Raw genomic sequence first — 22893 nt, 5'->3', positions numbered from 1 at the left:
CCTGTGCCAGTTATTTTTAACAGTGGCGATCAGGATATAGTTTCTTGTCATGGTTTCAGCGTTTGCTCACGGACCTCAGCGCGCCGGCGATACGGCCTTGAAAACGCCTTTGAAGGGCCGAGGAACGGAGATGGGTCTTCCGTTTTTCCCGTCTTTTTCGCCTTGTTTCGCTGTAACTTGCGAGCTCATGAACAAATTCCTCAGAAGCGATTTTTCCACTCTCGCAACGCGGCAAAGACTTCGACAACCTCATCAAGAGCTTGGCCGCTCCAGTGCGCGGCGGACTGGCGCACCGCAGGCTCATGCGCGCGCAGGAAAGGGTTGCTGGCTCGCTCCAGACTGATGGTGGAGGGCAGGGTGGGCAGATTCTGTTCGCGCAGCTTCAGGTCCCGGCTCATGCGGATGGCTAGCACAGGATTGCCAGGCTCCACCGTCAGCGCGAAGCGTAGATTGGCCAAGGTGTACTCATGAGCCGGGTAGACCTTGGTGGCGTTCGGCAGCGCGGCCAGCTTGGCCAGCGAATCATGCATTTGCCGCGGCGTGCCTTCGAACAGTCGGCCACAGCCGGCGCCGAACAGGGTATCGCCGCAAAACAGCGCGTCGTCGATCACATAGGCCAGGTGGTTCAGCGTGTGGCCCGGAACTTCCAGCACCAAGGCCGCGCCGAAGGAGAGCTCGACGCGGGCACCGTCCATCACCGGGCGAGAGACCAAGGCGATGTCGGCGGGGCCGTAGACGGGGGCGTCCGGCCAGCGCGCGGACAGCTCGGCCACGCCGCCGATATGGTCGGCGTGGTGGTGGGTGAGCAGAACGGCTTCCAGCTGAAGCCCTTCCCGCTCAAGGAAGGCAAAGACCGGCGCGGCCTCGCCTGGGTCCACCACGACAGCGCGGCCGCTGTGATGCAAAACCCAGATATAATTGTCAGTGAAGGCCCCTACCGGGCTGACGGTGAATTTGGCTGGCATAAGGCTTCTCTCAATGAAGAATTCGTTTAGCGACTGGCTGAGCTCCAGCGAATTGGGATGTTATCTGCTGGAGCGGGAGCAGGCTTATTTCGATCGCGCCGTCGCCGACGTGTTCGGCTTCCATGCGGTGCAGTTGGGATTGCCGGAAGTCGACTTCCTGCGCGCCAACCGCATTCCCTGGCAGTGCCGCGTCGCCGATTCCGGACCGGCTCAGATCCTGTGCGATCCGGAGCAACTGCCGTTCGAGAGCCGCAGCCTGGACCTGTTGGTGATGCCGCATGTGCTGGATTTTACCACCGTGCCGCATCAGGTACTGCGGGAAGCCGAGCGCGTACTGATGCCGGAGGGCCGGCTGATCCTCACCGGCTTCAATCCGGTGTCGCTATGGGGCGTGCGCCGGCTGGTCCAGGGGCGTGAAAACGCGCCGTGGAGCGGCAACTTTCTGTCTTTGGTGCGCATCAAGGACTGGCTGACCCTGCTGGAACTGGAGCCCGCGAGCGGGGGCTTCATGGGCTACGCGCCGCCGTTTTCCCGCTGCGACTGGGTGCAACGCTTCCGCTTCATGGAGCGGGCCGGGGACCGCTGGTGGCCATTGGCCGCCGGCGTGTACGGCATTGAGGCGATCAAACGTCAGCGCGGCATGCGCTTGATTCTGCCCAATTGGAAGCAGGCCAAGGCCAAAACCGGTCTGGCGGTGGCCGCCGGCAACGAGCGTCATCACAGCCACAGAGAACCATGAGACAACACAGCAAGCGGGACGCAAGCCCCGGCAATGACGAGACAGCATGACGACTGAAGACAAGGTAGAGATGTATACCGACGGCGCCTGCAAGGGCAATCCGGGGCCGGGCGGATGGGGCGCTTTGCTGCGCTTCAAAGGCAAGGAAAAGGAATTGTGCGGCGGCGAGGCCAATACCACCAACAACCGCATGGAGTTGCTGGCCGTGATCAAGGGCCTGGCCACTTTGAACCGGCCCTGCCGGGTGGTGGTGTACACCGACTCCCAATATGTGCAAAAAGGCATTTCCGAGTGGATTCACGGCTGGAAGGCCCGGGGCTGGAAGACCGCGGCCAAGGAGCCGGTGAAGAACGCCGATCTGTGGCAGCAATTGGACACCGAACGTAACCGCCACCTGCACGTGGAGTGGCGCTGGGTCAAAGGCCACGCCGGCCATGAGTTCAACGAACGGGCCGATCAACTGGCCAACCGAGGCGTGGAGCTGGCCTGATCCGGCCGCGCCTGCCTTTCTTCAGAGTTCAGAGCGGTGCCGCCGGCGGCGGCCGCCGCCAGGATAGCGCATGAGACAAATCATTCTCGATACCGAAACCACCGGTCTCGAACACGCCCAAGGCCATCGCATCATCGAATTCGCCGGTCTGGAAATGATCAACCGCAAGCTCACCGGCAAGCATCTGCATCTTTACATCCATCCGGAACGCGATATCGATCCGGATGCCCAGCGCGTGCACGGCATCTCGCTGGAATTTCTGGAAGGCAAACCCAAGTTCCGCGAGGTGGCCGAGGAAGTGGCCGACTTCCTGCGCGACGCGGAGCTGATCATCCACAATGCGCCGTTTGACGTCGGCTTCCTCAACGCCGAGTTCGAAAGAGTGGGCCTGCCGTCCATCAAGAACCTGTGCGCCAACGTGGTGGATACGCTGCGCGAAGCGCGCGATCTGTTCCCCGGCAAGCGCAACAGCCTGGACGCCTTGTGCGACCGCTTCGAGATCGACCGCTCCAACCGCACCTTGCACGGCGCGCTGGTGGACTGCGAATTGCTGTCCGAAGTCTATCTATGGATGACCCGCGGCCAGGAAAGCCTGGTGATGGACATTGACGTCGACTTGCCCAATGGCCAGCACGGCGCGATGGATTTCGAGCGCAAGCCGTTGATCGTCAAGCGCGCCAACGAGCAGGAACTGGCCGATCACCAGAACTATCTGAACGATCTGGACAAATCGGTGAAGGGCACCTGCCTGTGGCGCAGCCTGGAGACGCCGGCCGGAGAGGGCACGTGAGCCGCTACCTGGCGCTGGTGCCGGCCGCTGGCCATGGCAGCCGCTTTGGCGCGCCCAGTCCCAAGCAATACCTGCAACTGAACGGCAAGCCGCTGATGTGGCATACCCTGCAGGCGTTGGCCTCTGTGGCCGCCGTTGAGGCGGTGGCGGTGGTGATTTCTCCCTGCGACGAGTGGTTTGACGATTTCGACTGGGACATTCCCAAGCTGCAAGTGCTGCGCGTGGGTGGTGTCAGCCGCGCCGAGAGCGTGCGCAACGGCTTGGCGGCGTTGGACTGCGAGGCCGACGACTGGATATTGGTGCACGACGCCGCGCGCTGCTGTCTGACCGCGGACGCGGTGGAGCGGCTGCTGGCCGAAGTGGGGGACGATCCGGTGGGCGGCCTGCTGGCCTTGCCGGTGCCCGACACCGTGAAGCGCGCCGACGCGGATCAACGCGTGGCGGTCACCGTTTCGCGCGCCGGCCTGTGGCTGGCGCAAACCCCGCAGATGTTCCGCCACGGCAAATTGCGGGAGGCGCTGCAAGGCGGCGATCTGGCGGACGTGACCGACGAGGCCTCCGCGATAGAGCGCTGCGGCGGCAAGCCGCGCCTGGTGGAAGGCGACGCCCAGAATTTCAAAGTGACTTATCCGCGCGATTTGGCCTTGGCGCGCGCGGTGCTGGCGGCAAGAAAGGATTGATATGTTTCGAGTGGGACAGGGCTACGATGTGCACCAACTGGTGGCCGGCCGGCCGTTGATCCTGGGCGGCGTGAACATTCCGCATGACAAGGGCTTGTTGGGCCACTCCGACGCCGACGCCTTGTTGCACGCGATTACCGACGCGCTGCTGGGCGCGGCGGCGCTGGGCGATATCGGCCGTCACTTTCCGGACACCGATCCCGAATTCAAGGGCGCGGACAGCCGCGCGCTGCTGCGCGAAGCGGCCAAGCGCGTGCGCGCCGCCGGCTGGAAACCGGTGAATGTGGACAGCACGCTGATTGCGCAGCAGCCCAAGCTGGCGCCGCACATCGACGCAATGCGCGCCGCCATCGCCGAAGATCTCGGCCTGGACCTCGACGCGGTCAACGTCAAGGGTAAAACCAATGAGAAGCTGGGCTATCTGGGGCGTTGCGAGGCGATAGAGGCGCAAGCCGTCTGCCTGCTGACGTCCGTGTAAAACCGCGCCGCGATTCGCGGTTTGCGGCTCGCAATTGATGACAGGTGTCTGGCGGATCGCCCCGTGCCATAATCCGCCCGGCGCAACACCATCCAAACACAGGAGGCATTACCATGTTGACTCAGGACCAACTGAAGCTTGCCGTGGCCAAGAAGGCCATTGAATTCGTGCCGGACGACAGCATCGTCGGCGTGGGCACCGGCAGCACCGTCAATCTGTTCATCGAAGAACTGGCCGCGATCAAGGGCCGCATCCGCGGCGCGGTGTCCAGCTCCGACGCCTCCACCGCCCGCCTCAAGGCCCATCACATCCCGGTGTTCGACCTGAACGAAGTGGATGCGTTGCCGGTGTACATCGACGGCGCCGACGAAATCAACCACCACCTGCACATGATCAAAGGCGGCGGCGCCGCGTTGACCCGCGAGAAGATCGTCGCCAGCGTGGCCGAGCAATTCATCTGCATTGCCGACGAAACCAAATACGTCGCCATGTTGGGCGGCTTCCCGCTGCCCATCGAAGTCATCCCGATGGCGCGCAGCTATGTGGCGCGCGAACTGGTTAAGCTGGGCGGCCACCCGGAGCTGCGCCAGGGCGTGACCACTGACAACGGCAATGTGATCCTGGACGTGCACGGCTTGAAGATTCAGAAGCCGGTGGAACTGGAAGAAATCATCAACCACCTGGCTGGCGTGGTTACCTGCGGCCTGTTCGCTCGCCGTCGCGCCGATGTGCTGGTGTTGGGCCGTCAGAGCGGCGTCGAAGAAATCCGTTAACGGCCAACTCAAAGTCCTGACGGCGCGCACCTGCCTCTGAACAGGCTTGCGCCGCCCGGAAGCGGGCAGATGAATTGTCACATCGTCGTCATCTGTCCGCATTAACATAGCGTTTTTTGACAGGTTTTGGTTTGGGGCAGACATGGCAGAGCATATTTCCAAACAGTTCGATATGGAGCTGGAAACCATCCGCACCCGCGTCCTGCAGATGGGCGGACTGGTGGAGCAGCAGATTTTGTCCGCGGTGGAAGCCCTGTTGGCAGGCGACATTGACAAGCTGGACAAGGTGATTGCCGAAGACGCGCTGGTCAACGCGATGGAAGTCACCATCGACGACGACTGCCTGCACATCATCGCCCGCCGTCAGCCGGCCGCCAGCGACCTGCGCATCGTGTTCACCGTGATCAAGGTGATCACGGATCTGGAGCGCATCGGCGACGAAGCCAAGAAGATCGCTCGCATGGGCAAGACCATCTATCAGTCGGAGCGCTACCAGATGCCGCGCTTCCGCGAAATCGAGAAAATGGCGGACTCGGCGCTGAGCATGTTGCGCCGCGCGTTGGACGCCTTCGCCCGCCTGGATACCAGCGCCGCCTTGGAATTGGCCGAGGCCGACCAGGAGCTGGACGAGGACTTCGCCGCCGAACTGCGTCAGCTGATCACCTTTATGATGGAAGACCCGCGCACCATCAGCATGTCCATCGACACCTTGTTCATCTCCAAGGCGATAGAGCGCATCGGCGATCACGCCACCAATATTTCCGAATACGTGGTCTACCTGGTCAAGGGCAAGGATATCCGTCACACCACGCTGGAAACCAAGAAGCGAGAAACCCTGGGCTGAGCCTGACCGCGCCGGTCACGGCGACTTGACATGACGGTTTGCCTAAAATGGCGGTAACATTCGGTGTTGCCGCCATTGTTGCGTCCGGCGTCCGTGCCAGTCCCCCGGCGATCCAACCTGATGATGAATCCCCCCGTTTCCGCCGGCGCAGCCGCGCGGGCGCGGGCCTTGATAAAGAGAGAAGGGGTGTCTTTGACACTGACCACGCCCCCAAACAACGTGCTCGCCACCATCGATATGGGCTCCAACAGCTTCCGCCTGCAAGTGTCGCGGGTGGTGGACGACCAGCTGTACGCGCTGGACGTGATGAAGGAGACCGTGCGACTGGGCGCGGGCCTGACCGCCGACAAACAGCTGGACCAGGAAACCCAGGACAAGGCGCTGGCCTGTCTCGCCCGCTTTGGCGAGCGTCTGCGCGGCTTCACCCCGGCCCAAGTGCGCGCGGTGGGCACCAACACCCTGCGCGTAGCCAAGAACGCGGCGGATTTCATCGCCAAGGCCGAGCCGCTGCTGGGTTTTCCCATTGAAGTGATCGCCGGTCGCGAAGAAGCGCGGCTGATCTATCTGGGCGCCGCCCACTCTCTGCCGGACACCAAGGAGCGGCGCATGGTGGTGGACATCGGCGGCGGATCCACCGAGTTCATCATCGGCAGCCATTACAAGGCTTTGGTCACGGAAAGCCTGCCTTTGGGCTGCGTTAGTTACACATTGCGTTATTTCGGCAACGGCAAGCTGACTCAGGCCAATTTCCAGGATGCGATTCTGGCCGCGCGCAATGAGATCCAGCGCATCGCCCATCAATACCAGCGCGAGGAATGGCAGCTGGCGGTGGGCACCTCCGGCACCGCGCGTTCCTTGCGCGACGTGCTGGAAATCAACGACTGGAGCACTGCGGACATCACCCTGTCCGGGATGGAAAAGCTCAAGGCGCTGCTGATCCGGCAGGGCAGCATAGACGCCATCGACGTCAACGGCCTCAAGGCCGACCGCGCGCCGGTGCTGGCAGGCGGCCTCGCCATCATGATCGCGGTGTTTCAGGAACTGGCCATCGACAAGATGACGGTGGCCGAAGGCGCTCTGCGCGACGGCGTGCTATACGATTTATTAGGCCGCCAGCGTGAAAAGGACATGCGCGACACCACCGTCACCCAATTCAAACGCCGCTACCATGTGGACACCGGCCAGGCCGAACGCGTCACCACCCTGGCCGAGCGTCTGTATCGGATGGTGGCCGGCGAGGACGTGGACCAGGCCATGCTCAAGCGCCTGCTGTGGGCGGCCAAGTTGCACGAAATCGGACTGACCATCTCGCACACCGCTTATCACAAGCATTCTTCCTACATCTTGCAGCACGCCGACATGCCCGGTTTCTCCAAGCGCGAGCAGGCCACGCTGGCCGCCATCGTGCTGGGCCACCGCGGCGACATGGGCAAGATGCGGCAATACATGGAAGATTCCAGCCTGTGGCAGGCGGTAGTATCGCTGCGGCTGGCTGTGTTGTTCCACCGCAGCCGCAACAATATTGCGCTGCCGGAAATGCTGGACCTGCGTCAGCACGCTACCGGCTTCGCGCTGACCCTGAACAAAGTCTGGCTGAAAGGCAGTCCGCTGACCGCCAGCGGCTTCAAACAGGAGATCGGCCAGTGGAAGAACGTCGGCTTCGTGCTAGACATCGTGCAAGTGTGATCCGCCCATGCGCCACGCCACTCTGAAAAAACGCATTCCCACGCTGGGCGAAGCGCCCGGCACCTTGTTGTCGGTGGGCGAGGCGAAGTTGCCGGAAGCCTCGATCTCTCTGTTCGAATACAGCCCGGAGCAATTGCAGGAAACCGTGTTCCAGACCGTGGCGGAAGGCCTGGCCCACCAGCCCGGCGGCGGCGTGCTGTGGCTCAATGTCTATGGCCTGCACCAACCCGAGGTGATGCGCGCCATCGGTCAGCGCTTCGGCCTGCACTCCTTGGTGTTGGAAGACATCATGAACGCGCGTCAGCGGCCCAAGGTGGAGGACTACGGCGATTACTTGTTCGTCGCCAGCCGGGTGTTCGACTATCACCAGCACGGTGAAAACGGGGCGGGGAGGCTGCTGTCCGACCAGATCTATCTGGTCATCGGCCGCCGCTTCGTGCTCACCTTCCAGGAGCGCCCCACCGGTGTGTTCGAAGAAGTGCGGGAACGGCTGCGCCGCGGACGCGGCCTGCTGCGTCACAAGGACGCCGACTACCTGGGCTATTCCTTGCTGGACGCGATGATAGACGACTACTTCGGCGTACTCACCGAGTTCAACGAAAGGGTGGAGCGCATGGACAGCACCCTGCTGCGCGGTCGCGATCAGGGCGTGTTGATGCAGATCCAACGGCTGAAGCGCGATTGTCTGAAACTGCGCCGCGCGCTGATGCCGATGCGGGAAATGCTGATCTCGCTGAACCGCGGCGAACATGGCTTCTTCAAGCCGGAAACGCTGGTCTATCTGCGCGACGCCTACGATCACACCATGCACGTAATCGAATCTCTGGAAATGTCGCGCGAGATGGTGGGCGATATGTTGGACCTTTACCTGTCCACTCAATCTCACCGCCTCAACCTGCAAATGCGGGTGCTGACCGTGTTGACCATGATCTTCATGCCGCTGACGCTGATCGCCGGCATCTACGGCATGAATTTCGAATACATGCCGGAGCTGAAATGGCACTACGGCTACCACCTAGTGCTGGTGGCGATGCTGGGCATCGCCAGCGGGTTGGGGTGGCTGTTCTGGAAGCGACGCTGGCTTTAAGAGCCCGGTCAAGGTCCGCTGCGTGTCGGCGATACGGCGTTGAAACCGGCTTGGAAATGCTCATATACCATGTGTACACTCCTCTTGCTCTGCCGTGTTTGTCTTGTTTCGCTTTTGCTCGCGAGATTTCGAACAGGCTCTAGAGAGTTGCCGCGCGTTGGTAGAAACACTGTGCGATGAGTGCCTGCGTCAGAGTTCCATGTTCCGTGTGCACGGTTTTTTCTGTCGCAACGCTCCGAGCTTGTCGCATGGATGATGAATGCGGCCCTATAAGTTTTGCCGGCAGTCAACAAGCCGCCGGGGGAGTTCTGCCTCCCGTTGCCCTTTTCCCTTCCTGAAAATCTCATTTCCTCGGTTTCGATACCTCCTCCCGATCTGCTGAGCGTCGCGAGACGTCGCATGGTGGTTCCACTTTCTCTGTGGTCCCCCTTATCTCGCCTTAGAACGTGTTTACGATCTCGCGAGCTAGGGGGAGACAAGGCGAAAACGGCTGAGAAAGCGGAACGTACGCGTGGTACATGAGCATTTCGAATGCCTTTTTCAACGCTGTTTCGCCGACGCGCAGCAGATCATAAACAGGTTCTTAGCCCGCTAAGACCCGCAACAATACTTCAAACCTGCAATACCAGCCATACGAAAAAAGATGCAAGGCAGGCCTTGGGATTTTGTTAGCAGGTCCAAATCGTCAGCCGTCTCCCGCATGCAGGGATAGTTTGCACTCAAATCCTCTGCACAGATCTTCTACGCACCCCTGTTTTTTTAGATGTCTCGGCTGCTTATTTTCATGGGAGTGATAAATGCGGATGGAGGTCTGTTGGGCTAAATTCCGGAAAATACATATATTTAAATGAAATTAAAATCATTATGGAGTTATGAGATTAAAATGACAATTAAATAGGATTAATCCTATGTTTTACAATTGCTTAAACGAATAGAGTCGAACACGGATTTAAAGTTTTCGGATTGACGCACTTGTGCCGTCGAATATCGCGAGCTTATGGCTGGCGGTTTTTTAATCTGCGGGAGATTTTTTATGAAAATGTTGAGCAGCAAGAAAACACAGGTTGTTTTGGCAGCATTGGCCGTGTTTGTCACCAGCCCGGTGTTTGCCGAGACCCTATCTGGCCAAATTGATTTCACGGGCAGTATTACTTCGGACACTTGCCGGCTTAGCTCGCCCAATGGCGACGCATCCAGCATCAAGGTGGAGATGGGCACCGTGTCGGTGGAAGACATCGGCACGGTGGCTAATCCCAAGTTCACCGGCAGCGGCAGCCGCCAAGTGAATTTCGACATTATTTGCAAAACCGCCAGTAAGGTGTCGATGAATTTGGCAGGGTCCGCGCCAGAGGTTTTGAGCGGTAACAACATCCTGCGGGTCAACAATGGCACCGCATCGCCTGGTTTTGCGAAGGGCGTTGGCATTGCCGTTTTCGACAGCGCTGCCGTAGCCAACCCTAGGGCCTATAACCTGACTGATGGAGCCTTGCTGAAGGAAGAGGGGGCGGGAGCGGCTGACGAAGTCCGCCGCGTCAGTTTTGCCGCAGCCTATGTCACCACGGGCGGCGCGCTGGAGCCGGGCATCGCCAATGCCAGTTTGCCGTTTACCCTGACCTACGAGTAAGCCGTTTGCATGGCGCCGTCCGGCGCCGAGAACCCGCTCTACATTCGGCCGAGTTACAAGGCGATGAAGAAGGCGGAGCGAGAAAACGGAGAGGCTTTGCTGGCCTGCTTCTAGTCAATCCCGTTTTCCTCCTTTGCTGGATTTGAGCGGGTGCTCTTGGAGCCTGTTTAAAGTCTCGCGAGTAAGGACGAGACAAGGCGAAAACGACCTAAAAAGCAGAATGTACAAGTGGTGCGTGAGCATTTTGAGGTTGTTTTCAACGCTCTTGTCTAAAACCCCGCTCAAATGCAGCAGACATTGAACAGGTTCTTATCACACCCCGGCCGCGTGAACCGCCCGGGTTCTTGTTGGATACTCCGTGGCGCTATCTACCTCCATGAAAACCATTTTGCCCTTGATTCTGGCCTTGGCTATGAGCCCGGTTTGGGCCGGCATTGCCCTTAACGGCACCCGCATCATCTTTGACGGTAATAACAAGGAGGCATCCATTACCGTCAGTAACTTGGGCGAAGAGATTCTAGTCCAGTCCTGGCTAGAGCCGGCGACGGGGCCGCAGGGGGAGTTGCCATTCGCGGTGACGCCGCCTTTGGCGCGCTTGCCAGCCAAGCAGCAACAATTACTTCGAGTGTTGTACGAAGGCAGCGGCGCGCCCGATGGCCGTGAGTCGGTGTTCTGGCTCAATGTGCAGGAAATTCCTCAGGCGGCGAACGGCGACAATGTGCTTCAACTGGCGGTTAGGCAACGCATCAAAGTCTTTTTCCGTCCTTCTGACTTGGACGGAGATATGGCTTTGCAAGCGCCGGAAGCTTTGCAATGGAGCCTGATACAAGTCGAAGGCAAGCGAGTGCTGCGCGTGGACAACCCCAGCCGTTACCACGTGACGATGGTGGATTTGAAGCTTCAGGCCGGAAAAAGCGGGCAGGAGCTGGCCAGCGCTTACATGGTGGCGCCCGGCGGCAGCGGGCAATGGCCGCTGAAACCGGCCGTCAGCGTTGATGCCGCACAGCTGCAATACGGCATCATCAACGATTTTGGCGGCCATGTGGAATACGAAGTCTCGCTAGGCGCAGGCCAAGAGGCACGTCCTCGCCCGCGCGACCCCCGCGTTAAGTGACGCCGAACTACGCCGATTTGAGTGTGGGCGGCTGTCTGTTTGCATAAAGCCCAGCCATGCGTATATGTCCAGACCCATTGCCAAGGAGCCACACCTTACCTCGTTGCCGCTCTGCGTTGAAGCCCAGTTGCCTGGCCTTGTTGCTGGCATTGGCGGAGCTGTCCAGAGCGGAAACGACGGAGTGGGGAGAAACCGCCGTTTCGCCCACTCTGTTGGCCTTTAATACCAACTTCATCAACGGCTCCGGCCGGATGCCGGATTTGAGCGCAGTGCTTAGCGCCGGCAATGCGATGTTGCCCGGCAGCTATCGCGTGGATGTGTTGGTCAACGGCCAGTTGACCGGACGCCGCGACATCGTGTTCCGGCAGAGTGTCGCCAACGGCAAGGTGGAACCTTGCATTGATGCCGATTTGCTGCAAACCGTCGGCGTCAAGTTGCAGGAATTGATGCCGCCATTATCCGCGGGCGATCCCGCTTGTCTGGATTTACCCGCGCTGATGGAGCTGGCCTCGGTGGATTACGATCCAAACCGATTGCAACTGCAATTGAGCCTCCCCCAGGCTTTTTTAAGCCGCGGCGCCCGCGGTTACATCGACCCGGAGCTATGGGATGCCGGGGTGGCCGCCGCCTATCTCAATTACCAGTTCAGCGGCAGCGAAAGCCGCAGTAGCGAACCGGGCGGGATAGACAGCCGCAGCGCTTTTCTTGGTCTGCAAAACGGCGTCAATCTGGGCGCATGGCGGTTGCGCAACGACGCCTCGCTCAACTGGGTCGACGGTCAATCGATGAGCGCGCGCAGCAACCGCACCGTGTTGCAGCGGGACCTGATCGCCTGGAAAAGCCAATTGGCCGTGGGTGAGCAATATTCCGACTCCACCTTGTTTGACAGCGTGCGTTTTCGCGGCGTCCAGTTGGCCAGCGACGACGCGATGCTGCCGGACAGCGAGCGTGGTTACGCGCCGGTAGTGCGTGGTCAGGCGCAGAGCAACGCGGTGGTGGAGGTGCGCCAGAACGGCTACACACTGTATCGCGCTAACGTGCCGCCGGGGCCGTTCGAGCTGACGGACATCTTCCCGTCCGGTTCCAACGGCGATCTGGAAATCACCGTGACCGAGGCCGACGGCAGCAAGCGAGTCACACATCAGGCTTTCTCCAGCCTGCCACTGATGCTGCGCAAGGGGCGCTGGCAGTACAGCGCCGCCGTGGGCGAGTACCAGGGCAGCCAGGCTGTTCGTCCCGGTTTCGCCGCCGGCACCCTGACGTATGGCGTGGGCGACGATAGCACTGTGGCGGCGGGCTTCCAGTTCACTCCGGACTTTCAGGCGATCAATCTGGGCGTGGGCACCAACACGCCGGTGGGCGCGCTGTCGTTGGACATGACCCAGTCCATCAGCCGCGCCCAGGGCGAGCGGCAACGGGGGCAGAGCGTGCGGCTGCTTTATGCCAAAACCTTTACCCGCACTTATACCAACCTGACGTTGGCGGCCTATCGCTACTCCACCTCCGGCTACCGTAGTTTCAATGATCACGCCAACGATCTCGCGGGCAATAGCCAGGGGCAGTTCGGCCGCAGCCGTTCGCGCATCGACCTGACCACCCAGCAAGACCTGGGCCGCGAGCGCCGTTTCGGCAGCCTGTATCTGAACCTGAGTCAGCAAAGCTATTGGGGACAGAGCGGAAGCACCGGCAGCGTGGGCCTGGGCTACGGCAACAACTGGAAACTGCTGGGCTACAACTTCACCTTCAGCCAGAACCGCGACAGCCGGCCCGGCGGCCGCAACAGCAATCAGGTGATGCTGACCTTCACCGTGCCCCTGGGGGCCAAGCCGCGCTCGCCGCGGCTGTACTCCAACCTCAGCCATACCTCAGGCAGCGGCTCCACGCTGCAAACCGGCGTCAGCGGCTATCTGAGCGAGGCCACTTCCTACTCGGCGCAGCTGGGCCACACCGGCCGCGACGGCAGCACCTCGGGCAGCTTCAGCGTCAACCACAACGCCGACTTCATGCAGCTGAGCGCGGCCTATAACGTGGGACGCCAGTACCACTCCACCAATATCGGCGCGTCCGGCGCCATCGTCGCCCACTGCGGCGGCGTCAACCTGAGCCGCACGGTGGGCGACACCTTCGCGCTGTTGCAGGTGGACGGCGTGTCCGGGCCGCCGTTGCGAACAGGCGCCGGCGGCGAACTGGGACGCAACGGTTACGCGGTGCAGCCGTATGCGCAGCCTTACCGCGTCAACACCCTGAGCCTGGACACCCGTCAGCTGGGGGCCGACGTGGAGATGGAGGACACGGTCAAGCTGGTGGTGCCGCGGCGCGGCGCCGTGGTCAAGGGCGTGTTCAAGGCCCGGCGCGGCCTGCGCGCCCAGTTCACCCTGTTGCGGCCGGACGGAGCGCCGGCGCCGTTCGGCGCCAGCGTGGAGGACGGCGACGGCAAGCCGCTGGGCATCGTCGACCCCAAGGGCCGAGTGCTGACCTTGCTTAAGCAGGAAACCGGGCGGATGACGGTGAAATGGCGCGATGGCCAGTGCGTGGCGGACTACCAGCTGCCGTCGGCCAAGCCCGGCCAGTATTACCAGCGACGGATCCTGAGCTGCAACTAGATCGAAACGAGAAGGCGTAAGAGATGAAGCGGGAAGTGAAATCAATAGAGGCCGGTTTGTCGGGAGGTAGGCAAGCTCAACGCGGGCTAAAGCGGCTTGTTTGCCAGGGGGGGCTGCTGCTGGTTCTGCTGTGGATCAGCCTGCCGGCCCAGGCCAAGATCAGCCGCTGTGACGATAGAGCCATTCTCTCCAATGTGACCGAAGTGCCTGGAGTACCGCTCAGCAGTTCGTCCAAGGCCGGCGATGTGTTGCACAGGCGGGTTTACGCCATCTCGATGGGCTATACGGTGATCAATCCCATCAATAATGACCGGATGCGCATGGGGGCCGGATGGACGGTCACGCCTGAAGCCGGTCGATTCGACACGGTCCCCGTTCTTCCGGGGCTGGGCATTCGCTGGCGTCATTTCGAAGGTGGTTTTGACGGCCGGATCATCTACAGTGGCAATGCACATGCCAATACTTGGGCCCGGGGCGATGATTTTCCGCAGGCCGCGGGCAGCTACAGCAAGCAGGAGTATTTTGTGCAGGAATTCGTGCTGACCGACCCCAAGCTTTATCAAGGGGGAACGGTGCTGATCATGCCGGCCGGTTTGAATATTTTTGCGCATGGCACCGGCAGCGGCGCGAGCCAGGATGTGTCCAAAGGCTGCAATGATTCGTCCCTGCTCGGGAGCGTGAAGAACCCCAAACTGGTTTACTCTTTTATCTTCGATAATTGGAGCGGCGGCACGCTGCCGCCTCTGCCCAAGCCTAGTTGCAAGGTGTCGCTGAGCTCGCAACATCAGGGCGTGTCAATGGACTCGATCAAGGTCTCCGGCCTGAAGCGCAAGGATGATGTGTCCCAGGGGCGCGTGTCGTTTAGCATCCGGCTGGAGGACTGTGCGATCAACGCCAAGCCGTCGATCAATTTCACTGATGCGGGCACTCCTTCCAATACCAGCCATACCTTGTTCGCCAATAACGTAAATGTCAGCGGCAGCGCCAAAGGACTAGGGGTGCGGTTGCGCCGCAATGGTCAGACCGACCTGTACTTTGGTCCGCCGGACAGCAGCGACAGCAGCCGTCGCATTCCTCTCGGCACCGCCAACAGCGATACGCCGGTGCTGACGCTGGACCTGAACGCCCACTACGTCCGCACCACGGATGCGGCGATCCAGCCGGGCGCTTTCTCTGCGACGGCCACGTTTGTCGTGTCCTATCCCTAGCTCGCGGCTTTCCTGAGATGCCTCGGCATTTTCGCGTGGCCGGCTATGGCCCTTGCTTGTGCCGGGCATTGACGTGGACGACAGGGATGAAGCAGGAGAGGAAGGCGCGCTGAAAGGATGGCGCGTCGGAACGGGGCTCGGCCTTTTCAGAGCAGGCCCGTCTAAGTGGCGGAGTTTGTAATGTGACGGAATGGAGCGTTGGCTAATGAAACAAACCCGAATCTGGTTGAGCGCCGGCCTTGTATCGCTGATGTTGCTTCTGGGCGACATGGCCCGCGCTGGGGCATGCGAGCCGGTCGACAATGCGCAGAGATTCAGTTTCGCCTTCAACAGGGTGTTTGCCACGCCGGAGGAAAACGCCACTGACGCCTTGTATCCCAACGCCTATGAATGGAACCTGGGACGCTTGTACTCCGGACGCTGCGCCTGCTCAGGCAGCACATTGCCGGGTGGCGTCTATTTTACGACTCGGACTTCGCTGGCCAAGGGCATGAGCCGGGGGGTGAATGGGGTCAATGTTCAGTTTTACGAGATCAACCGCAACCTGCAGCTGGGCACCGAGATCTATCTTGCTGGGCTGGTGAAGGCCTTTAAACCGACGCCGTGGAGCCGCTTGTTCAATGAAAACACCGGCAGTTTTAATTGCAGTCAGGGCTCAGCGCTGGTGTCCAACTTTGAGACCGGCAGCCGAGGCCGGCTGCACCTGCTGATCAGCCGTCCCTTTGTCGGCGTCATCAATGTTTCGGAATTCAAGGTGTTGGACGTTTTCGGCTCGATGCATGACGCCGGCGCGGAACCGGTCAAGCCACTGGTGGGCCTGTTCATGAGCATGAGCGTGACGGTGCCGCAGAACTGCAGGCTGGCGCCCGGCCAGTCGACCACCATAGACTTTGGCTCGCTGCTGGCATCCCAATTGGCCGTGCCTGGAGGCTCCAGGCAAGGCGCGGTGAGCCGCAGCTTTTACATTCAGTGCGCCAATATCTCCGCCGGCGTGCGGATCAATCTGGCGTTGGAAGGGCGGCCGCACGGCCGGGACGCGCGCTATCTGGAAACCAGCCACCAGAATGTGGCGGTGGCGATGGAGAGCGGCGGCAAGCTGGTGCCGCCCACCGTGCCTGGCGCGCTGCCGGTCGGTAATCAGTTGATTCCGATCGCGTTGGACTACGACAACTTGCGCGCGCTGTTCGACTTGACCGCCTGGCCGGTGAAGATGACGGAGCGTCCGGTGCCCGGTGCTTTCCAGGGCAGCGCCACCTTGAAGTTCGACTTTGAATAGCGGCAGCGCTTAGAGCCTGTTCAAAGTCTCGCGAGCAAGGGCGAGACAAGGCGAAAACTAGCGAAAAAGCGGAATGTACAAGTGGTACATGAGCATTTTGAGCTTGTACTCACCGTGCAACACTTCACGAAGCGCAGCAGACTTTGAACAGGTTCTTAGGGCCGGCTCAGCTCCACCGACCACTCCGGCCCGGAACCGATGCCGCGTTTGGCGGCGTAGCTGTCCATATTCAGCGCCAGCGACACGTCCAGCAGGCTGTTCAGGTAGACCAGCGGCTGGCCGCTGGCCACTTCGCCGAAGGTATGGCGGTAGGGCGCCACCACCTCGTCCACCGGCTTGCCTTGTTTGAAAATACGCACTTTCACCGCGTCGCCGGGGCGGAAGCCCTGGGCTTCGAACAGCGTCTTGGGGATATTGGTCCACACATTGCCGTATTGCGGGTCCAGCACCGGAATCATGCCCTTGATCCGCTCGCCGACGGCTTCGGCGCGCTGATACGGCAGCTTGACCACGGCGGCGGCCGGCAGCAGCGGACCCAATTCCTCGAAGCGGATCTTGCCGGCGGCCAGCCGCGCGCCGGTGTAGGCGTAAACATCGCGGCCGTGGAAGGTGTAGGAGTCCGCCGAGCCTTGCAGGCGGTTGGTCTTCTCGTCGATGCGGCGCAGCTCGGCCACGCCGTCGCGCTCGGCGATCAAGGTCAGCAGGCCGTTGTTGGGGTTGACGAAATAGCGGCCGTCCCGGGTTTTCAGTACCACGGACTGGCGTTCGGTGCCGACGCCCGGATCCACCACCGACACGAACACCGTGCCCTTGGGCCAGTAGTTGGCGGTCTGGTACAGCCGGTAGGCGCCGCTCCAGATGTCGTAATCGGGGATTTCATGGGTGAGGTCGGACAAGGTCAGTTTGGGGTCCACCGAGTAGGCGACGCCGCGCATCGCCGATACCGCGCCATCCTTGAGGCCAAAGTCCGTCATCAGCACCAGAGGCGCGTCCGCGCGCGCCAAGCCGGCCAGCAGCAGGCCGGCGGCGAGCCAGAGGCGGGCGTGTTGGAATAGCTTCATACTTCTTCTCCTAAAGAACCTGTTTACGATCTGCTGCGCGTCAGCGATACGGCGTTGAAACCGGCTTCGAAATGCTTATGTACCGTGTGTACATTCCGCTTTCTCAGTCGTTTTCGCCTTGTCTCGCCTTAGCTCGCGAGATTGTAAATACGTTCTAAGTGTTTTCTTGTGTTCAAAAAGGTGGTTTGCGGTCTTGCGACGCCTGCCAGCGCTGGACTTGCTTACACCTCGTCCGAACGCAGCCTCCGTACGCCGGCGGCCAGCATATGCGCCCAGGCGCTGCTGAGCGACCCGTTCAGATTGATGCCGCGGCAGGCATCGTCCACCACCGTGGTTTCCAAGCCGGCGGCGCGCGCGTCCAGCGCGCTCCAGGCTACGCAGTAGTCCGTGGCGAGCCCGGCCAGCCACACGCGCTTGACGCCGCGTTCGGCTAGATAGCCGGCCAGGCCGGTGGGAGTTTGGCGGTCCGCTTCCACGAAGGCGGAATAACTGTCCAGTGCTGGGTTGCAGCCCTTGCGAATGATCAACTGCGCGAGATGGGTGTCCAGCTCCGGGTGGAATTCGGCGCCGCGGCTGCCGGCCACGCAATGGTCCGGCCACAGCGTCTGCTCGCCATAAGGCAGCTGGATACTGTCGAAAGGCTGTTTGCCGGGATGTTGGCTGGCGAAGGAAACATGTTTGGCCGGGTGCCAGTCCTGGGTCAGGATCACCCGGTTGAAGAACTGCATCATGTGGTTGATCAGCGGCACGATCTGATCGCCGTCGGCCACGGCCAGCTTGCCGCCGGGACAAAAACTGTTTTGCACGTCCACCACGATCAAGGCGCAATCGTCGCCGTAGCGTTTCAGGGGCATAGCGTTTTCCTGCAAGGGTTCTCAGCCTTTCTTGTTACCACGCGGCCGCCGGCGCGGTAAAGCCCGGCGCCGTGACAATCGCGAAAAAATGGTTTGCCATTGATACCCTATGGGGGTATATAATTCAGCCCAGGAGGTCATCATGACAGCAAGCACCGTGGATTTGCCGATTGAGGGCATGAGTTGCGCGGCCTGCGCCGCCAGGATTGAAAAACAGTTGAACCGGCTGGACGGGGTGGAGGCGGCGGTCAATTTCGCCAGCGAATCGGCCAAGGTCTCGTTCGACCCGGTCAAAACCCCGCCGCAGACGCTGGTGGACACCATCGCCAAAACCGGTTTCGCCGTACCGCGCCGGCAGGCAGAGCTGGATATTCAGGGCATGACTTGCGCCGCCTGCGCCGGCCGCATCGAGAAGGTGCTGAACCGGCTGCCGGGCGTGTCCGCCCAGGTCAACTTCGCCAGCGAAAGCGCCCGCGTCGATTATGTGGCCGGCCTGGCCGACGAGGCGGCGCTGATCGCCGCGGTGAGCCGCGCCGGTTATCAGGCCGCGGCCAAGGCCGGGCCGGGCGACGACTCGCTGGCCGCCGAGCATGCGAGCCGCTACCGGCGCGAGCGGTTGTGGTTCGCGTTCTCCGCCTTGCTGACCTTGCCCTTCCTTATTGAAATGGCGGCGATGTTCAGCGGCGGCCACCATGGCTGGCTGCCGCGTTACTGGCAGTTGGCCTTGGCCACGCCGGTGCAATTTGTCGTCGGTTGGCGTTTCTACAAGGGCGCCTGGGCGGCGCTGCGCGGCGGCGGCGCCAATATGGACGTGCTGGTGGCCCTGGGCACCAGCATGGCCTGGTTGTTGTCGGCGGCTGTGACCTTGCTGGGCCTGGAAGACCAGCATGTATATTTCGAAGCCAGCGCCTCGGTGATCACCCTGGTGCTGTTGGGCAAGCTGCTGGAGGCGCGCGCCAAGGGCAAAACTTCGGCCGCGATCGAGGAGCTGATCCGGCTGGCGCCCAAGACCGCCCGCGTGGAGCGTGAGGACGGCCGGGTGGAGGAGGTGGCGGTGACCGCGCTGCGCCAGGGAGATCTGATTGTGGTGCGCCACGGCGAAACCTTGCCGGTGGACGGCGAGGTGGTGGACGGCGAGGCGGCGCTGGATGAAAGCATGTTGACCGGCGAAAGCCTGCCGGTGGCCAAGCGCGTCGGCGACAGCGTCTACGCCGCCACCCGCAATCAGGACGGCATGCTGAAGGTGCGCGCCACCGGCGTGGGCGGGGATACCCAGTTGGCCGAGATTGTGCGCCTGGTGAGCGCGGCCCAGGGCTCCAAGGCGCCGATTCAGCAATTGGCGGACGTGATTTCCGGCGTGTTCGTGCCGGTGGTGGTGGGCATCAGCCTGTTGACCTTCATCATTACCGGCCTGTGGCTGCAGGATTGGCCGGCGGCGCTGATCCACGCGGTGGCGGTGCTGGTGATCGCCTGCCCGTGCGCGCTGGGCCTGGCCACGCCGACGGCGGTGATGGTGGGCGTGGGCAACGGCGCGCGGCGCGGCATCTTGTTCCGCAACGCCACCGCGCTGGAGCTGGCCAGCCAGGTAGGGGTGCTGTTGGTGGACAAGACCGGCACCCTGACCGAAGGCAAGCCACAAGTCAAACAAGTGTTGCCGCTGGCGGCGGACGCGGACTTGGTGCTGCAACTGGCCGCCAGCGTGGAGGCTGGATCGGAACACCCGCTGGCGCGCGCCATTCTGCAACAGGCGCAAGGACAGGGCTTGGGCTTGCTGCCGGTCAGCGGCTTCGCCGCTCAGGTGGGGCAGGGGGTACAGGCGGACGTGGCCGGCCACGGCTTGGTGCGAGCGGGGGTGCCCGGCTGGCTGGGCGAGCAGGCCTTGAATGCCGCCTTGCCCTTGCAACAGGCGGGAAACACCGTGGTGGCGGTGGCGCGCGGCGAGGAGCTGTTGGGCCTGCTGGCCATCGCCGACCGCATCCGTCCCAGCTCGGCCCACGCGGTGGCGCAGTTGCAGCGGATGGGCATACGGGTGGCGATGCTGACCGGCGACAACCCGGCCACCGCCGCCGGCATCGCCGCGGAGGCGGGCATCCGTGATTACCGCGCCGAGGTGAAGCCGCAGGACAAGGCGGCGGAAGTGCGGCGTTGGCAGGCGCAGGGCTTCAAGGTGGCGATGATGGGCGACGGCGTCAACGATGCGCCGGCGCTGGCCGCCGCCGACGTCAGCCTGGCGATGGGCGCCGGCTCGGACGTGGCGATAGAAGCCGCCGACATCACCCTGATGCACGGCGACTTGATGCACGCGGTGGACGCGATCCGGCTGTCGCGCGCCAGCCTGCGCAAAATCCGGCAGAATCTGCTGTTCGCCTTCATTTATAACGTGATGGGGATTCCGCTGGCGGCGCTGGGCATGTTGAACCCGGTGATCGCCGGCGCGGCGATGGCGATGAGTTCGGTATCGGTGGTGAGCAACTCGCTGCTGCTGAGGCGCTGGAAATAAGGCGGCATCGGCGCTAGCGGAGTTTTGAATTTTTTCAGGAGAAAGCAATGTCCGAATTGATCATGAAAGTGGATGGCATGACCTGCCAGGGGTGCGTGAAAAGCGTCAGCGGCGTGCTTAGCGGCATGGCCGGCGTCAGCGAGGCCGAAGTCAGCCTGGAGGCTAAGCAGGCCAAGGTGGTGTACGACGCGGAGATCGTGTCGCCGGAGGAACTGGCGGCGGCGGTGGAGGACGCGGGCTTCGACGTGACGCGCTGAGTGTTCAACGGCGGCGAAGCGGAACAGGGCATGGCTTGCGGGCCATGCCCTGTTTCATTGTGCTCCTTGGCTGGGCGTTGACCGGGTTCCTGTGATTTTCAGAGGCGTGGACGTCGGCAGGCTGACGGCAATGTATTGTTTTCCAATGATCTTGGCGGGTTGACGGCTTAGAGAGAGGGTGCCAGCATCAAGCTATACTTGGCTGGCAGAGGTCAACGATGAGCGTCGAGAGAACCATAGAGAAAATGAGGTAGTCGGCGGGCAACCTCAGCTTCGATGAACTCGTGGCCGTGTGCGACGCCATGTTTGGCAAGGGCCGAATCAAGGGTAGCCATCATATCTACAAGATTCCCGGGATTCCGGGAGGCGTTAATATTCAAGACAATGGCCACGGCAAAGCGAAAGCGTACCAGGTGAAGCAGGTGCTGAAGGCTATTGAGAAGGTTAAAGGAGCAGAAGATGGACTATAGACACTACTCGTACCGAGTGCTCTGGTCGCCGGAAGACGAGGAGTATGTTGGGCTCTGCGACGAGTTTCCCTTGCTGTCGCATCTGGACAGGTCTCAGGAAAAGGCCTTGCACGGTATCGTCTTATTGGTAAAGGACGTATACGAGCAGATGAAGGCAGAGCGCCAGCCTCTACCGGAGCGTTTGAGCGCTTGAATCGACGCAGCTTCTCCCTCGCCCGCTGGCTGGTTGGTTTTATCCGTTGTCCCTTGGTGCATCGTTTTTACGATTCCTCCTCCCCCAACACGCCGAACTCCACCGGCGTCTTCACGTAAAACACCTTGACCCCGGCGGCGGCGAGCGCGGCCAGCAGCCGCTCGGCCTCGTCGGCGCTGATCACCAGCGTGACTTCCTCGGGCTGGTCCGCCAGATCGAAGAAATGGACGGAGTGCAGCCGGCGGTGGCGGCCGTAGCCTTCACTGGCGGTGAACAGCGTGGCGCCGCGGATGTCCATCCGCCGCGCCTGTTGCACGATCCATTCCGCCAGCGGCAGGCCGTCGTGGCAGTGGTCTTGCTGGGTGAAGAAGGAGAGTTGATAGCCTTGCATGGTCTTGGCCTCCGGCGGCTACAGTTCGATCAGCATGCCTTCGCGCAGCGGGCAGACGCGCAGGCCGTTGGCGTATTCGGAGCGCAGCTGTTCCAGCAGGTGTTCGCGGCAGCCGGGGTCGATGTGGCTGATCCAAAGATGGGTGTTGGCCGGCAGCAGCGGCAGGAAGGGCAGCAATAGCAAGGGCGTCATATGGCCCTGGCGCGCGGCCTCGCCCTGGCGCTCGTCGGTGTAGGTCAACTCGCAGATCACGTCGGTCAGCGAGGGCACATTGGACACCCACTGCCAGAAAGCCGGGCAAGGGCCGCTGTCGCCGCTGAAAGCGAGAGCGCGCCAGCTGCCTTCTATCAACCAGCCCAGCGCCGGCACGCTGTGATTGGCCGGCAGCGCGGTGGCCAGGCCTTCGCCTATCGGCAGCGCGTAGCCGGGCTCCACCGCTTGCAGCCGCAGCCAGGGCTGTTCGACGCTGGGTTGGCGGGTGTAGTCCGGCCAGAGTTCGCTGTTGAACAGATGGGCGCGCAGCGCGTCCAGGGTTTCTTGCTGGCTGTAGACAGTGAGGCCGGGGCCGCGGCGGCTGGCGTGAACGTCGGCCAGCAGCGGCAGGCAGCCGCAGTGGTCGGCGTGGCTGTGGGTGAGCAGCACCTGGCGGATGGACAGCATCTCGTCCGCGCGCAAGCTGGTCACGCCGGTGCCGCAATCTATCAGGGTGTCTTCGTCAATCAGAAAACTGGTGGTGTGGCCGGGGTGGCCAATGCAGGCGGCGGCGCCGAGAACCTTGATGTGCATGGGTTTCTCCTGGTTGCGGCCGTT

General features: G+C 61.8%; 22 protein-coding genes. 17 read left to right on the top strand and 5 right to left on the bottom strand.

Features of this window, described 5'->3' with window-relative positions; translation table 11 throughout:
- Nucleotides 1-200 precede the first annotated feature (200 nt).
- A complete protein-coding gene (gloB, locus tag MOV80_RS11820) occupies nt 201-965 on the bottom strand; it encodes a hydroxyacylglutathione hydrolase (RefSeq protein WP_043590904.1) in 765 nt (254 codons plus the stop codon).
- Between the two features lie 13 nt (nt 966-978).
- Here gloB and MOV80_RS11815 point away from each other — a divergent pair, with 13 nt between their 5' ends.
- The 14 genes from MOV80_RS11815 to MOV80_RS11750 all read left to right on the top strand — a co-directional run bounded on the left by MOV80_RS11815 (nt 979) and on the right by MOV80_RS11750 (nt 16357).
- Nucleotides 979-1704 carry a methyltransferase domain-containing protein gene (locus MOV80_RS11815; RefSeq protein WP_019103604.1) on the top strand — a complete coding sequence of 242 codons (726 nt, stop codon included), beginning with the start codon at nt 979-981 and terminating at the stop codon, nt 1702-1704.
- A 46-nt stretch (nt 1705-1750) separates the two neighbouring features.
- Nucleotides 1751-2194 carry a ribonuclease HI gene (gene rnhA, locus MOV80_RS11810; RefSeq protein WP_118268251.1) on the top strand — a complete coding sequence of 148 codons (444 nt, stop codon included), beginning with the start codon at nt 1751-1753 and terminating at the stop codon, nt 2192-2194.
- Between the two features lie 70 nt (nt 2195-2264).
- The gene (gene dnaQ / locus MOV80_RS11805; RefSeq protein WP_249605124.1) at nt 2265-2984 is read left to right on the top strand and encodes a DNA polymerase III subunit epsilon; all 720 of its coding nucleotides are present in this window, start codon (nt 2265-2267) and stop codon (nt 2982-2984) included.
- On the top strand, nt 2981-3664 hold the full coding sequence (gene ispD / locus MOV80_RS11800) for a 2-C-methyl-D-erythritol 4-phosphate cytidylyltransferase (protein WP_081575840.1): 684 nt from the start codon (nt 2981-2983) through the stop codon (nt 3662-3664). The genes dnaQ and ispD overlap by 4 nt, the downstream gene beginning before the upstream one ends.
- A 1-nt stretch (nt 3665) precedes the next feature.
- The gene (gene ispF / locus MOV80_RS11795; protein WP_043590913.1) at nt 3666-4142 is read left to right on the top strand and encodes a 2-C-methyl-D-erythritol 2,4-cyclodiphosphate synthase; all 477 of its coding nucleotides are present in this window, start codon (nt 3666-3668) and stop codon (nt 4140-4142) included.
- A gap of 113 nt (nt 4143-4255) precedes the next feature.
- Nucleotides 4256-4915, top strand: a complete 660-nt coding sequence (rpiA, locus tag MOV80_RS11790; protein ID WP_043590916.1) for a ribose-5-phosphate isomerase RpiA — start codon at nt 4256-4258, stop codon at nt 4913-4915.
- 142 nt (nt 4916-5057) lie between these two features.
- Nucleotides 5058-5759, top strand: a complete 702-nt coding sequence (gene phoU, locus MOV80_RS11785) for a phosphate signaling complex protein PhoU (protein ID WP_019103598.1) — start codon at nt 5058-5060, stop codon at nt 5757-5759.
- Nucleotides 5760-5951: 192 nt separating this feature from the next.
- Nucleotides 5952-7445: an exopolyphosphatase gene (gene ppx, locus MOV80_RS11780; protein WP_275975334.1), complete on the top strand. Its 1494-nt coding sequence runs from the start codon at nt 5952-5954 to the stop codon at nt 7443-7445.
- A 7-nt stretch (nt 7446-7452) separates the two neighbouring features.
- Nucleotides 7453-8532, top strand: coding sequence for a magnesium/cobalt transporter CorA (gene corA, locus MOV80_RS11775; RefSeq protein WP_019103285.1), 1080 nt, complete (start codon nt 7453-7455; stop codon nt 8530-8532).
- 1033 nt (nt 8533-9565) lie between these two features.
- Nucleotides 9566-10156, top strand: coding sequence for a fimbrial protein (locus tag MOV80_RS11770; protein ID WP_019099933.1), 591 nt, complete (start codon nt 9566-9568; stop codon nt 10154-10156).
- Between the two features lie 376 nt (nt 10157-10532).
- On the top strand, nt 10533-11270 hold the full coding sequence (locus tag MOV80_RS11765) for a molecular chaperone (RefSeq protein ID WP_019099935.1): 738 nt from the start codon (nt 10533-10535) through the stop codon (nt 11268-11270).
- A gap of 116 nt (nt 11271-11386) precedes the next feature.
- The gene (locus MOV80_RS11760) at nt 11387-13873 is read left to right on the top strand and encodes a fimbria/pilus outer membrane usher protein (RefSeq protein WP_249605123.1); all 2487 of its coding nucleotides are present in this window, start codon (nt 11387-11389) and stop codon (nt 13871-13873) included.
- A gap of 23 nt (nt 13874-13896) precedes the next feature.
- Nucleotides 13897-15081 carry a fimbrial protein gene (locus tag MOV80_RS11755; RefSeq protein ID WP_249605122.1) on the top strand — a complete coding sequence of 395 codons (1185 nt, stop codon included), beginning with the start codon at nt 13897-13899 and terminating at the stop codon, nt 15079-15081.
- A gap of 205 nt (nt 15082-15286) precedes the next feature.
- A complete protein-coding gene (locus tag MOV80_RS11750) occupies nt 15287-16357 on the top strand; it encodes a fimbrial protein (RefSeq protein ID WP_249605121.1) in 1071 nt (356 codons plus the stop codon).
- A gap of 155 nt (nt 16358-16512) precedes the next feature.
- On the opposite strand, the gene MOV80_RS11745 is transcribed toward MOV80_RS11750, so the two are convergent.
- Together MOV80_RS11745 and pncA are read right to left on the bottom strand one after the other, a co-directional pair.
- A complete protein-coding gene (locus tag MOV80_RS11745) occupies nt 16513-17418 on the bottom strand; it encodes an S-adenosyl-l-methionine hydroxide adenosyltransferase family protein (protein WP_249605120.1) in 906 nt (301 codons plus the stop codon).
- A 221-nt stretch (nt 17419-17639) separates the two neighbouring features.
- A complete protein-coding gene (pncA, locus tag MOV80_RS11740; protein ID WP_249605119.1) occupies nt 17640-18272 on the bottom strand; it encodes a bifunctional nicotinamidase/pyrazinamidase in 633 nt (210 codons plus the stop codon).
- A gap of 142 nt (nt 18273-18414) precedes the next feature.
- On the opposite strand from pncA, the gene MOV80_RS11735 reads away from it, so the two are divergent.
- The 3 genes from MOV80_RS11735 to MOV80_RS11725 all read left to right on the top strand — a co-directional run bounded on the left by MOV80_RS11735 (nt 18415) and on the right by MOV80_RS11725 (nt 21692).
- Nucleotides 18415-20772, top strand: coding sequence for a heavy metal translocating P-type ATPase (locus MOV80_RS11735; RefSeq protein ID WP_019102749.1), 2358 nt, complete (start codon nt 18415-18417; stop codon nt 20770-20772).
- Nucleotides 20773-20819: 47 nt separating this feature from the next.
- Entirely contained in the window at nt 20820-21029 is a 210-nt protein-coding gene (locus MOV80_RS11730; RefSeq protein ID WP_019102750.1) for a heavy metal-associated domain-containing protein, read from the top strand.
- 459 nt (nt 21030-21488) lie between these two features.
- On the top strand, nt 21489-21692 hold the full coding sequence (locus MOV80_RS11725) for an antitoxin HicB (protein ID WP_118268249.1): 204 nt from the start codon (nt 21489-21491) through the stop codon (nt 21690-21692).
- 67 nt (nt 21693-21759) lie between these two features.
- On the opposite strand, the gene MOV80_RS11720 is transcribed toward MOV80_RS11725, so the two are convergent.
- On the bottom strand, nt 21760-22083 hold the full coding sequence (locus MOV80_RS11720; protein ID WP_019102753.1) for a DUF190 domain-containing protein: 324 nt from the start codon (nt 22081-22083) through the stop codon (nt 21760-21762).
- 18 nt (nt 22084-22101) lie between these two features.
- Nucleotides 22102-22869 (bottom strand): 3',5'-cyclic-nucleotide phosphodiesterase, encoded by a 768-nt coding sequence (locus tag MOV80_RS11715; protein ID WP_118268248.1) that lies wholly within the window; start codon nt 22867-22869, stop codon nt 22102-22104.
- Nucleotides 22870-22893 lie beyond the last annotated feature (24 nt).

This window comes from Chromobacterium sp. IRSSSOUMB001 (assembly GCF_023507765.1).
In the GTDB taxonomy this organism is placed as follows: Bacteria; Pseudomonadota; Gammaproteobacteria; order Burkholderiales; family Chromobacteriaceae; genus Chromobacterium; species Chromobacterium haemolyticum.
This window is presented reverse-complemented; position numbering and strand designations above follow the sequence as displayed.

Coding starts and splice junctions, on each gene's coding strand:
- gloB (WP_043590904.1), bottom strand. CDS start 965: ATGCCAGCCAAATTCACCGTCAGCCCGGTAGGGGCCTTCACTGACAAT.
- MOV80_RS11815 (WP_019103604.1), top strand. CDS start 979: ATGAAGAATTCGTTTAGCGACTGGCTGAGCTCCAGCGAATTGGGATGT.
- rnhA (WP_118268251.1), top strand. CDS start 1,751: ATGACGACTGAAGACAAGGTAGAGATGTATACCGACGGCGCCTGCAAG.
- dnaQ (WP_249605124.1), top strand. CDS start 2,265: ATGAGACAAATCATTCTCGATACCGAAACCACCGGTCTCGAACACGCC.
- ispF (WP_043590913.1), top strand. CDS start 3,666: ATGTTTCGAGTGGGACAGGGCTACGATGTGCACCAACTGGTGGCCGGC.
- rpiA (WP_043590916.1), top strand. CDS start 4,256: ATGTTGACTCAGGACCAACTGAAGCTTGCCGTGGCCAAGAAGGCCATT.
- phoU (WP_019103598.1), top strand. CDS start 5,058: ATGGCAGAGCATATTTCCAAACAGTTCGATATGGAGCTGGAAACCATC.
- corA (WP_019103285.1), top strand. CDS start 7,453: ATGCGCCACGCCACTCTGAAAAAACGCATTCCCACGCTGGGCGAAGCG.
- MOV80_RS11770 (WP_019099933.1), top strand. CDS start 9,566: ATGAAAATGTTGAGCAGCAAGAAAACACAGGTTGTTTTGGCAGCATTG.
- MOV80_RS11765 (WP_019099935.1), top strand. CDS start 10,533: ATGAAAACCATTTTGCCCTTGATTCTGGCCTTGGCTATGAGCCCGGTT.
- MOV80_RS11755 (WP_249605122.1), top strand. CDS start 13,897: ATGAAGCGGGAAGTGAAATCAATAGAGGCCGGTTTGTCGGGAGGTAGG.
- MOV80_RS11750 (WP_249605121.1), top strand. CDS start 15,287: ATGAAACAAACCCGAATCTGGTTGAGCGCCGGCCTTGTATCGCTGATG.
- MOV80_RS11745 (WP_249605120.1), bottom strand. CDS start 17,418: ATGAAGCTATTCCAACACGCCCGCCTCTGGCTCGCCGCCGGCCTGCTG.
- pncA (WP_249605119.1), bottom strand. CDS start 18,272: ATGCCCCTGAAACGCTACGGCGACGATTGCGCCTTGATCGTGGTGGAC.
- MOV80_RS11735 (WP_019102749.1), top strand. CDS start 18,415: ATGACAGCAAGCACCGTGGATTTGCCGATTGAGGGCATGAGTTGCGCG.
- MOV80_RS11730 (WP_019102750.1), top strand. CDS start 20,820: ATGTCCGAATTGATCATGAAAGTGGATGGCATGACCTGCCAGGGGTGC.
- MOV80_RS11725 (WP_118268249.1), top strand. CDS start 21,489: ATGGACTATAGACACTACTCGTACCGAGTGCTCTGGTCGCCGGAAGAC.
- MOV80_RS11720 (WP_019102753.1), bottom strand. CDS start 22,083: ATGCAAGGCTATCAACTCTCCTTCTTCACCCAGCAAGACCACTGCCAC.
- MOV80_RS11715 (WP_118268248.1), bottom strand. CDS start 22,869: ATGCACATCAAGGTTCTCGGCGCCGCCGCCTGCATTGGCCACCCCGGC.